At 65.0% G+C, this 11309-nt stretch carries 10 protein-coding genes and 2 pseudogenes; 9 read left to right on the top strand and 3 right to left on the bottom strand.

Going from position 1 to position 11309, the window contains the following annotated elements; genetic code table 11:
* A pseudogene (locus ACK543_RS13640) lies at positions 1–207 on the bottom strand (hypothetical protein); the annotation flags it as partial.
* A gap of 374 nt (positions 208–581) precedes the next feature.
* Between ACK543_RS13640 and ACK543_RS13635 the strand changes: the two are divergent.
* The 7 genes from ACK543_RS13635 to ACK543_RS13605 all read left to right on the top strand — a co-directional run bounded on the left by ACK543_RS13635 (position 582) and on the right by ACK543_RS13605 (position 6176).
* Positions 582–1067, top strand: a complete 486-nt coding sequence (locus ACK543_RS13635) for a hypothetical protein (RefSeq protein WP_409943388.1) — start codon at positions 582–584, stop codon at positions 1065–1067.
* 98 nt (positions 1068–1165) lie between these two features.
* On the top strand, positions 1166–1684 hold the full coding sequence (locus ACK543_RS13630) for a hypothetical protein (RefSeq protein ID WP_409943387.1): 519 nt from the start codon (positions 1166–1168) through the stop codon (positions 1682–1684).
* Entirely contained in the window at positions 1681–3135 is a 1455-nt protein-coding gene (locus tag ACK543_RS13625; protein ID WP_409943386.1) for a TolC family protein, read from the top strand. The genes ACK543_RS13630 and ACK543_RS13625 overlap by 4 nt, the downstream gene beginning before the upstream one ends.
* Before the next feature lies 1 nt (position 3136).
* On the top strand, positions 3137–4519 hold the full coding sequence (locus ACK543_RS13620; protein ID WP_409943385.1) for a multicopper oxidase family protein: 1383 nt from the start codon (positions 3137–3139) through the stop codon (positions 4517–4519).
* Positions 4520–4534: 15 nt separating this feature from the next.
* A complete protein-coding gene (locus ACK543_RS13615; protein ID WP_409943384.1) occupies positions 4535–5032 on the top strand; it encodes a plastocyanin/azurin family copper-binding protein in 498 nt (165 codons plus the stop codon).
* Positions 5033–5244: 212 nt separating this feature from the next.
* On the top strand, positions 5245–5769 hold the full coding sequence (locus ACK543_RS13610) for a DUF411 domain-containing protein (protein ID WP_409943383.1): 525 nt from the start codon (positions 5245–5247) through the stop codon (positions 5767–5769).
* Entirely contained in the window at positions 5766–6176 is a 411-nt protein-coding gene (locus ACK543_RS13605; protein WP_409943382.1) for a copper-binding protein, read from the top strand. Before ACK543_RS13610 ends, ACK543_RS13605 begins: the two co-directional genes overlap by 4 nt.
* Positions 6177–6203: 27 nt before the next feature.
* Here ACK543_RS13605 and ACK543_RS13600 read toward each other — a convergent pair whose 3' ends face one another.
* Together ACK543_RS13600 and ACK543_RS13595 are read right to left on the bottom strand one after the other, a co-directional pair.
* Complete coding sequence (locus tag ACK543_RS13600) at positions 6204–8582, bottom strand: DUF1631 family protein (RefSeq protein WP_409943381.1); 2379 nt, start codon at positions 8580–8582, stop codon at positions 6204–6206.
* On the bottom strand, positions 8579–8818 hold the full coding sequence (locus ACK543_RS13595; RefSeq protein ID WP_409943380.1) for a hypothetical protein: 240 nt from the start codon (positions 8816–8818) through the stop codon (positions 8579–8581). The genes ACK543_RS13600 and ACK543_RS13595 overlap by 4 nt, the downstream gene beginning before the upstream one ends.
* 102 nt (positions 8819–8920) lie before the next feature.
* Here ACK543_RS13595 and ACK543_RS13590 point away from each other — a divergent pair, with 102 nt between their 5' ends.
* Together ACK543_RS13590 and ACK543_RS13585 are read left to right on the top strand one after the other, a co-directional pair.
* Positions 8921–9931 carry a P1 family peptidase gene (locus tag ACK543_RS13590; RefSeq protein ID WP_409943379.1) on the top strand — a complete coding sequence of 337 codons (1011 nt, stop codon included), beginning with the start codon at positions 8921–8923 and terminating at the stop codon, positions 9929–9931.
* Between the two features lie 333 nt (positions 9932–10264).
* Positions 10265–11173: pseudogene (locus ACK543_RS13585) on the top strand (TAXI family TRAP transporter solute-binding subunit); the annotation flags it as partial.
* Positions 11174–11309: the final 136 nt, after the last annotated feature.

Below are 11309 nucleotides of genomic sequence, written 5' to 3'. Positions count from 1 at the left end.
CAGTGGCAACAGGGCCGTGAATTTATCGCGGTAAACAGCGCCAAACATTGGCAGGTAAAAAACGCTGCGGTTCAGCACGGTTCGGACCTGGGCCTTTTCATAGCCAGGTGCTTGTCGGCTTTGCTGCGCTTGGGCTTGCGGCGTCAAAAAGGCCTGGGCAAGCAGCAGGCCGCCAACGCACCAGATTGCATGTGGTTGATAACGCATAGACAGCTTCTCCCCAGGTTGTGTCGTTCGTTATTGAGTCGGCACCTTTGAACTTGAACCAGCCGTTCGGGCTGAGCCTGTCGAAGCCTTGCGCAGAGCTTCGAACCGCATCAACGCATTCAAGTTGGTTGATGCCGACTCAATAGCAAAGCGGTTTTGGCTCGCCCGCTGATTCCCGCCGGACGGTAACGCCCCTGCCAACGCGGCGCGACAGGGTGCGCGGTGTTACGGTTGCTGCCAGCCCATTGTGGCTCCAAAGCGGCATGAAGTGTTTGCGCGCGAGCGCAGGCTACCACGGTGATTCGAGCGGTGGCACACGCCGGGCTGCACCGGCTCACGCGGAACCTTCCGCAAGCGCCCCGTATCATTACCCCATGCGGCGCGGTTTTTATTGCTTGATGATGCTGGTGCTGGTCCTGCGCGGCCTGACCGGCACCGCCATGGCGGCGGGCATGGTGCCCGCAGCGAAGCCTTGCGCGGCGCTGGCTGTGCTTGACACGGCGCATGGTTCAGGCCCTGTTGATCATGGTGCCGGACACGGGCACGCGCCGTTGCCCTTGGACGAAGGTGCGCCCCACGCAGCGGCGCACGCACTGGGGCACGGGGGCCAAGCAGCCAAGGCGCCCTGCCACGGGGCAGACCATGGGGGCTGTGCCCACGCTGCCCCCGAAAGCATGGCCTCTGGGCAAGCCCAGGGCGACAGTACCTGTTGTGCATGCGACATCTGCCATTCGGCCATGCTTGCGCTGCCCATCGTGCTGGCTGACGTGCCTGCCCGTATCGGCGCATCGCTGCCCGATGCCAGTGCCCGGTTTCACAGCGCTCCTGCCACGCTGGCCTTCGAGCCACCCATCGGCTGATCCCCTGACGCCCAAGGTGCGTCTGCACGTCCCTGACGCCTCCTGTGAAGCCGTCCGGGTTGCAGCGCAGTGCCTCGCTTTTTTGTCCGGAGATCGCCATGCGCATCCCACTTTGTTTGACCCAGTTCCGTTCGCTGAGCCTGCTGGCTGGTCTGGTGCTGTTGACGCCAGCCGCAGCACTGGCCCAAGGCAACCCGCCGACGGCCGACACCAGCCGACCGCCACCATGGACCGATGCATCCCTGGCCCACGCGCCTACCGCGCCCTTGGTCTACATTGGCATGGTGCCGCAGACTTCGCTGGCCGACGCAGCCCCGTCGGCCACGTCCTGGCGCGAATCGCACAGTGCCGTGGCCTCGTTTCCGCGCGGCCACGCAGACATCGTGGCCTGGGAAGCCCGCAACATCGCCCAGCCAGGCGCGGCAGCCCCGCCCCCGTCGCCGGTACCTGCCACGTCCCACGGGGGTCACGGCCATCACCGTGCCCACGCTGCTGGCGACAAAGCACAGGCCAGTCCCCATGAAGGTCACGGGCCCAAACCCCATGACACGCAGACCGCAGCGCCCATGCATCGCCATGGCCACACCGACCATCACCCATCCGGGAGCCGGCCATGAGCGCCACATGCACATCACGACCGGTGCAACACCGCAGCGCGCGCCTGCCACTGCTGGTGGCGGCCGCCGTGCTGGCCGGTTGCGCCAGTGTGTCGCCCGATGGCCTGCGCGGCGATGTCGCCCAGCTCACGGCGGGCCGCACCGCCGGGGTGCAGGCGGCGCTGCCAGCCACCGACACCGCCGCGCGGGCCCAAGCGCACCAGTCCATCCAGGGCTGGCTGGCCAAGCCGCTGACGCAGGACGCGGCTGTGCGTATTGCACTGCTCAACAACCCCGGCCTGCAGGCCCGGCTGGCCGCGCTGGGCATGGCCGATGCCGAGCGCGTGCAGGCCATCACCCTGCCCAACCCGCACCTGAGCCTGGGGCGTTTTGCCAACAGCCATGAGCGCGAGATGGAACGCACGCTGGCCTTCAGCCTGCTTGACCTCATCACCCTGCCCTGGCGTGCAGAGCGCCAGGCCGAGCGCATGCAATGGGCCACCTTGCAGACGGCGCAGGATGTGGTGACGCTGGCGGCCGACGCCAGCCGCGCGTGGCTGCGTGCCGTGGCCGCCGAGCAGGTGGCTGCCACCCACGATCGCATGGTCGAAGCGGCAGAGGCTGGCACCGAGCTCGCCCGCCGCATGGCCCGCGTGGGTAACTGGAGCCGCCTGCAGCTGGCCCGCGAACAGGCGTTGCTGCACGACGCCCACAGCCAACGCGCACGCGCGCGACTGGCGGCGGCCACGGCCCGCGAGGACCTGAACCGACGCATGGGCGTCTGGGGCACACAGGCCCAGTACACCCTGGAGACCCAGTTGCCCGCCCTGCCCACTGCCGAGTTGCCCGCCGAAGGCATCGAGGCCACCGCGCTGCGCGAGCGGCTGGATGTGCAGGCCGCCCGCCGCCAGCTCGACACCCAGGCCGCGCGCCTGGGCTGGAGCCGCGCGGGCGCCGTGTTTGGCGACGTGGGCCTGGCCTACCAGCGCAACACCACCACCGAGCGGGGCGGCGCTCACCGCGACATCACCCGTGGCTGGGAGCTGGAGCTGCCTGTGCCGTTGTTCGACTGGGGTGGTGCCGCACGCACCCACGCCCAGGCTGCGGTGGAACAGGCCGCCGCGCAGTTGCAAGATACCGCCGTGCGCGCCCGCAGCGAAGCGCGCAGCGCCTGGCTGACCTACCGCACGGCGCTCGACCTGGCACGCCAGCAACAGACCGAGGTGGTGCCCCTGCGCCAGTTGATCAGCGACGAGACCACCCTGCGCTACAACGGCATGCTGGCCAGCGTGTGGGACATGCTGGCCGAGGCCCGCAACAGCACGCAGGCAGTGGCCCACGCCATCGAGGCCCAGCGCGACTTTTGGCTGGCTGAAACCGATCTGCAGCTTGCCCTCACGGGCACATCGCCCGGCGCGCTGAGCAGCCTGACCACGGGCAGCGCCGCGCCCACCACACCCCAAGGCCACTGACATGCAAAGACGCCATTTTTTCACCGGCGCTGCCACCGCCGTGGCCGCAGCCTCCGTCAGCCGCGTGGCGCTTGCCACGCTGCCCGAGCCCGTCATCCAGACCAGCGCCGACACCGCCCCCGCGCTGCAACCACCGACCGGCCGCCCCTATCACCCGGTGGTCACCCTCAATGGCTGGACCACCCCCTGGCGCATGAACGCAGGCGTCAAGGAATTCCACCTGGTGGCCGAACCCGTGGTGCGCGAAGTGGCACCCGGCTTCATGGTCAACATGTGGGGCTACAACGGCCAGAGCCCCGGCCCCACCATCGAGGTGGTGGAGGGCGACCGCGTGCGTATCTTCGTCACCAACCGCCTGCCCGAACACACCACCATCCACTGGCATGGCCAGCGCCTTCCCAACGGCATGGACGGCGTGGGCGGGCTCAACCAGCCCGCCATAGCGCCGGGCAAGACGTTTGTGTATGAGTTTGTGGCGCGCCGCCATGGCACCTTCATGTACCACCCGCATGCCGACGAGATGGTGCAGATGGCGATGGGCATGATGGGCCTGTGGATCACCCACCCCAAGGGCAACCACCCGCAGATCGCCCAGGTGCAGCGCGACTATGCCTTCCTGATCAACGCCTTCGATGTGGATCCCGGCAGCATGACCCCCAAGGTCAACACCATGCTGGACCACAACATCTGGTGCTGGAACAGCCGGGTCTTCCCCGCCATCAGCCCGCTGGTGGCGCGCTTGGGCGAGCGCGTTCGCATCCGCATGGGCAATCTCACGATGACCAACCACCCCATCCACATCCACGGTCATGAGTTCAAGGTCACCGGCACCGACGGCGGCCCGGTGCCCCAAAGCGCGCAGTGGCCCGAAGTGACCACCGACGTGGCCGTAGGTCAGATGCGGCAGATCGAGTTCATCGCCGACGAGCCCGGCGATTGGGCATTTCATTGCCATAAAAGCCATCACACCATGGGTGCCATGGGGCACAACGTACCCACCATGATTGGCGTGGATCACCGCGGTCTGGTGGGCAAGATCCAGAAGATCGTTCCCGACTACATGGTGATGGGAGAGCGTGGCATGGCCGACATGGGCGCGATGGAAATGCCCTTGCCGGACAACACCTTGCCGATGATGACCGGCACAGGCCCCTATGGCCCGCTGGAGATGGGCGGGATGTTCACCACCTTCAAGGTGCGCAGCGACCAGCCCGCAGGCGACTACCGCGACCCGGGTGACTACGCGGCCCCACCCGGCACCGTGGCCTCCGAGTGGCAGGGCGCACCGGCCGCCACGCTGCGGCCGGTGCGCACCCAGACGCCCGGCACCGCACCCGGCGCAGCCACGGTACGCAAACCCGCGGCCAGCGGCCACCAGCACTGAACCCGGAGCGAAACCATGAATACTACTAACTTGATAGCAACAATAGCCCTACTAGCGTGCGCAACAGGCGTTTTTTCTCATGAAAAATCACCACACCACGCACCCAAGGCGGCCCCCATGAAAGAGCAAAAGGAATGGGGCATTGCTGGTGACGTGAAGGATGTGCGCCGGACCATTGCAATCCGCATGACCGACGACATGCGCTTTACCCCGAGCGCCATCACCGTGCACGAAGGCGAGACCGTGCGGCTGCGCGCGCAGAACAAGGGCAAGGTGCTACATGAAATCGTGATCGGCACCCAAGCCGAGCTGGCACAGCATGCCGAGATGATGAAGAAGTTCCCGGCCATGGAGCATGACGAGCCATACATGGCCCATGTGCGCGCTGGCGGGCAAGGCGACGTGGTGTGGCACTTCAACCGCCCAGGCAGCTTCGACTTCGCCTGCCTGATCCCAGGCCACTACCAGGCGGGCATGACCGGCACCATCACCGTCCTGCCGCGCAAGCCCTGAGCGCGGATATGCCCTTTCGCTCATGGAAGCTCTGCATAACCCTCGCGAGGATACGCTGGTGCGGATCGGGATAGACCACAGGGCGCTTTTTGCAGCCAACAGCACGGCTATTGGCAAGAAAAGCAACGCCGTGGACTGCCCGAGCCCGCGCCCGCGCAGACCGCTGGGAGTTATCCAGAGTTTCTTAACGTAGACTGACTCAGGACCATGCCATGACACACACGACCATGCCCTTTGCGCACGCGGCAACGCGCGTCCGACTCAACCGCCGCGCACTTATCGCTGCCATCCCTGTGGCTGGCATGGCGATCGCCATGCCAGGGCTGTCACGCGCAGCCGCCCGCACGTCGATGGAAGTCTGGAAAGACCCCAACTGCGGCTGCTGCCATGACTGGGTTCTGCACATGCGCGCTGCAGGTTTCGACGTCACAGTGCACGACACCGGCAACCACGCCGTGCGCGCCCGCCTCGGCCTGCCGCAACACCTGGGCTCCTGCCATACCGCGCTCGTGGGCGGCTATCTGATCGAAGGGCATGTGCCCGCAAGCGATACGCGTGCACTGCTGACGCAAAGACCAACAGCGCTGGGCCTGGCAGTGCCGGGCATGCCCGTTGGCTCGCCCGGCATGGACGGCCCGGAGTACGGCAATCGCCGCGATCCCTATAACGTGCTGCTGGTGGCGCGCGACGGCAGCACCCAGATTTTCAAGCGCTACAAGGGCCAGGCATCGCTATGAATCACCCTGTTCTTCCCGCCTTTTGCTTTGCGCCCGAGCGCCAACGCACGCCACGCCGCGCAAGCGCGGTGGCACTGGTGCTGGTTGGACTCATGGGCCCAGCGATGGCAGTGGCACAAGCCGTGTCCGCCACACCACCCAGCGCCCAACCGACTGCGACTGGGGTCGCTCCTGCTACGCAAAGCGATCTGAGCGAGGGTGAGGTGGTCCGATGGGATCCGCGCACCGGCAAGGTCACACTGCGCCACGGCCCGATCAAGAACCTGGACATGCCACCCATGACCATGGTGTTCCTCGTGAAGGGGGCCGTACCCACCACGGCCCTCGCGCCCGGGTCCAAGCTGCGCTTTCGCGCGGAGCAGCAGCAGGGCGCCTATGTACTCACCCACATCGAGCCAGCGCCTTGACGCGCTGGCCCAGCGCAAGACGACGCCTCACCTGTCGTCCGCATCCTTTTGGGCCTGATCCATACTGTTGAGGACGGCTGCGCGCGCCACGGCATCAAGGGCACCCGTGACCAATGGCTCGCGGGCCACAATGCGCAGGCGCCCTTCGGCCACCAGCGTGTCGCGCACGCGGCGGGTCATCGAATAGATGCTGCCATCGCCCTGTTTGAACAGGAAAATCGTGCCTTGGGCACTGCACCAAGACAACTGGGACCGCGTGATCCCCTGCTCGTTTTCCATTTCCACCCAGGTCCCCACCGCCCAGTCAGCCGACGCAACGCCATCGTCATCGCCTTTCTTACCCGAAAGACTGCCCGGTACGCTCCCAAGGTCTGGCAGTTCCACAAAGCCGGATGCTTCCACCTCTTGGGGCGCCAGCCAGGCGTCGCCTGGCAGCGAAAGCGCGCCACCGCCGACCATGCTGCCCGCATCTGTGCCCACGGGGAGGGCATCTGAGCTGATCTCCCCCTGCGCGGCATCTCCCGCCGGCAGGTAGCCGGCCTGCAACACCTGCATCAGCCGCTCCATGAAGGCACTTGCCTGCTGGGCCGGGAACTGGATGATTCGCAGACCACGCCGGATATCCGCCAAGAGCGTGGGGATGGTCCGCGTGAGCCGCGCCGGATTAGCCGCCGCAGCATGCGGTGTGGCAGCCCAAAGCAAGGTCGCCACCACGGCCCGATACCCGCCAGGATCGGCCTCACCGCTGCGATCGGACATGCGGGCCTCCGCGAGGACCTGCGACCATGGGCCCAGGATGAACTCGCGCACCTCGGGCGAAACGCCCTGCATGCCAGCTACCGTCAACATCTCGGCCTGCAGGTTGCGCGCCAGCAGGCCCCGCTGCTCCGCATGCTCCAAGGTCTTGACCGCCGTATCGCGCTGAGCCGCCTGTCGGCCCTGCCCAGCGCTCCACATCTGGCTCATCTGCGCCAAGGCCGATTCAAAGTGCGCCGCCTTCACAACGGACAGCGTCATAAAGCCCTTCAATGCCTTGCGCACCGGCCGAAAGAATGCAACGAATCCGCTGGCTTCGCTGTCCGTCCATGCCAGGCTACGCTTGGTAACCTCGTCGATAAAGCGTCTTGCGGGGTGTTGGCGATCGCTGAAGAAACGCGCATCGTGGCTGACCAGTCTGAGCAGGATCGGCTCCAGGTCACGCAGCGCACCGCGCACCGGGGGCAGCAGGCGCTGGTCCCGGTCGAGGTTCTCCAGCATAAGCAGGACGACCTCACGGGCAACGGTCTGGCGCGTGCCCTCGGAATCCTGCCCCATGCCCTCGCGGAGCGCCGCGTGCCCCTCGCCCGGAGCGCGGCCTGCCTGCACGGCCAGGCGGCCCAGCACCTCATCGACCTGCTCCGATCGGTCAAGGGCATCCAGCGCCCCCGGCATCGTGGCGGGAAATTCGCCCGGCGGTCCCTCGCGGGCGTAGTCCGGTGCATCCTCGCCCATGTCCAGCCCGTCGAATTCCTGCGCAAACCGCTGCGCAAACGCCGCTACCCGGTCTGGGTCCTGCGGCACGGGCAGGGCTGCCGGAAACACTTCGTCGTGCACCAGCAGGTCATGCAGGCTGGCCGCAGTGAGTACCGAAGGAGCCGATAACGGACCCTGCGGCTTGGTCGCCCTGGCGGTGGGGTCCGCCGACTCGGGCAAGAAATCGTTGGTGGAATGAAAACCAGAGGCCGGCACTGGCCGAGCGCCTTCGATGGAAAAGCTCGCCGGTCGTACCCCCTGCTCACGCAGGAACGCACAAATCCTGTGGTACAGCATTTCCAGCTCCCGCCCCAGCGGGTCGCACACATGCGTCATCCAAGCCGCACGAATCCCGGTCGACACCCCCGTGGCCGACATCACTTCCTGTAGCACCCGCAAATAAACCTGAGGGTGCAGCGGATTGCGCTCAGGCTGTACTGCGCGCAAACCCATGACGGTGCAGATGAGAGGAGTAAGCTCTGACAGCGCAGCATCGGCCTGATTGAGAGCCATGCGCTGGGCGCGCGCCACCTCGACATGGTCGTGAACCTGCCCTGCATCGAGCAATTCAAGCTCGTCAAAACGCAAATCGGTCAGAGTCCGCCGACGCACAGGTGCGCCCTCGGCTTGCACATTGTCGATGGACGTGCGCAAGGCAAGCCCAAACGCGTCAATCATTTGGCGCTGCTTCTCCTTGAGCAGGGTCAGGGCCTGGACAACGGTGCGTCGCTCCGACGCATCGCGCAAGCCAAGCTCTTGCTGCTGAAGCTGGTAACGTGCGTAGTCGAGCAGCTTCTCGATCAGAATTGGAGACTCCCGATGGGCTAACTCGACGCACTGGCGATACAGACCGGCGTGATCGACTGAATTGACGTTGACAAGGTGGGAATTCATGGGTCGAAATAGCGCAACAAGCCATTAAACGGAACTATTTTTTCACTTTTAACGTTTCGTTTCTTCTGTAACGCGTGATCAAGTGTGGTTTTTTCACGATCCAACGTGCAAAACGACACCAGATGAGTGTCATGTGCCGGCGATGTCAAGCGCGGGAGCTGCATGACGGCAGCGACCAAGCCCGGCCAGCCCGCATATTGCACCAGGTCGATCTTCCCTGTCCCGAGGCGCCCCATGCATGCACACTTTCCTGGCTTCGAGTGCCAAATCCAATGGGGCTCGGGCACAACCCTGGTGAAATATACGGGTTCGTCACCAGTCGTCAACATAATCCCTGCATGAAAGCCTTATTCACGACTGCAGATTGCGGCAGCATTACCCGTGTGGCGGGCATTGAGGTTGGCCACTTCACCGAAACGCGTCGCCCCACCGGCTGCACCGTGATCCTCACCCGTGAAGGAGCGGTGGCAGGCGTGGACGTGCGCGGCGCTGCCCCAGGCACGAGGGAGACTGATCTGCTGCACCCGTCGAACCTGGTGGACAGGGTGCATGCGATCATGCTGGCTGGCGGGAGCGCCTGGGGCTTGGATGCGGCCAGTGGGGCCGTGCGCTGGCTGGAGGAGCGTGGTGCGGGCCTGGACGTGGCCGTGGGGCGACTGCCCATCGTGCCGGCAGCCGTACTGTTTGACCTGCTGGTTGGCGATATGCACATCCGCCCCGATGCGGGCGCGGGCTATGCCGCCTGTGAGGCGGCTTCGACGGACGACCCGGCCGAGGGCAATGTGGGTGCGGGCACCGGGGCCGCCCTGGGCAAGATCTTCGGCATACAACAGGCCATGAAAGGCGGTATCGGCACGGCATCCGTCACCCTGGACGGCGTGACGGTAGGCGCTCTAGTTGCGTGTAACGCCTTGGGCGACGTGATCGACCCGCACACAGCGCAGGTCATTGCAGGCGCGCGCACGGAAGATGGAATCCACCTTCGCGACACCCGCCGCGCACTGCTGAGCGGCGAGCAACCGCAACCGCTGCTGACCGGCACCAACACCACCATCGGCGTCGTAGCCACCGATGCCGTCATCACCAAGGTACAGGCCCACCGCCTGGCCGTGGCTGGCCACGATGGTCTGGCTCGCAGCATTAACCCCGTGCACACGATGTCGGACGGCGACACCCTGTTCAGCCTGGGCACGGGCCGCAGCGGCAAGTCGCTGGGCATGATGGTGCTGACCACCATGGCCGCCGAGGCCACGGCCATGGCCACCGCCCGTGCGGCGCGCGCAGCGCGCTCCATCACCACCGCGCAAGGGTTGTTCCTGCCTGGGATCGAGCACCTCGGTCGGATCTGAAGGCGAAGGCCTGTGGCGCAGCGGGCCCATCCACGGCCAATCCCAACATCCCCCGACATGACGTTTTTGACTCAAATCAACCGTTAAGACATGATTTCAAAGCCTTTGTAGCGACGTTTTTATTGCGTCGGCAGCGGACAGAACCGATCCTGCCACTGCCCTATAGACGTGCCGCTGTTGCTTCGTGCTTGATGGCCCGTGGCGGCACAAGTAGCGTATCGCCGCCATCGGGAAACCCGACTCGCCTTTGTCCAGCCCGGCAGCGGCCGCAGTCAAGGCCCAGCTACTGGATATCAGATACACCACCCATCAAATGACGGAGTCGCGCAACGTATGCCCAAAGCGTTTCGAAACACATTGCTTTCACTGCGCGATCTGCTCGCTTCTGCCGGTCCGCTCGTCTTTCTTGGCGTGGTGCTGCTCGTGCTGGCGTATCGGTGGCTCAATCCCACCCCTCCCAAAACGGTGATCCTGGCGACGGGGCCTGCCCAAAGCGCTTATGCGGAGTTTGGAAGGCGCTACCAAAAAGCCCTGGCAGCCGATGGCATTGATGTTTTGCTGCTGCCCAGCACAGGATCATCTGACAATTTGCAACTGCTGCGCGACGGAAAGGCCGACGTAGCCTTTGTGCAAGGTGGCACGGCGGATAGCCAGCCAGATGATGCCGAAGAATTGGTATCTCTTGGCAGCCGGTTTGTGGAGCCGGTATGGGTGTTCTACCGCACCCCGGCCACACCTGCAGCGCGCGGCTCTGGCGCAGTACGGCAGCTCGTCGGCGTGGCGCAGCTCAAGGGACTTCGTGTGAACGTGGGTACTAACGGCAGTGGCGTCCCAAACCTCATGCATCGCATGCTGGATATCAACCGCATTGAGCGCAGCGAGGTCAAACTGTCGTACCTAGACGAAACCCCGGCTACCGTCGAGTTCCTGGCAGGGAGACTGGATGCCATCGTATTTATCTCGGCACCCGAATCGCCCATCGTGCAGATGCTGCTGCAGACGCCCGGCGTGAAACTACTAGACTTTGCTCAGCACGAAGCCTACGCGCGACGCCTGCCCTTCCTCACCCCGGTCACGCTACCGCGCGGCGTGGTGGACCTGGCAAAAGACGTGCCCAAACAAGATGTGCGTCTTGTGGCTTCGACAACCTCCATGGTGGCACGTGCAAGCACGCATCCAGCCCTGCTCACCTTGTTTGCCCAGAATGCGCAAACCCTGCATGGCGGCGCAGGATGGTTTAACCCGAATATTTCACGGCAATTGGTCGAAGGCGGAGCGAAGCGAGTTTTTCTGTTGATTTTGGGCTGCCAAGTGCTCTGGCCAGGGCTTTGATGTGCTGCAAAAGGCTATGGCGTGGTAACCAGGCACACCGGCCCCC

Origin of the sequence: Acidovorax sp. (genome assembly GCF_046341535.1) — a bacterium.
In the GTDB taxonomy this organism is placed as follows: Bacteria; Pseudomonadota; Gammaproteobacteria; order Burkholderiales; family Burkholderiaceae_C; genus Acidovorax.
This window is presented reverse-complemented; position numbering and strand designations above follow the sequence as displayed.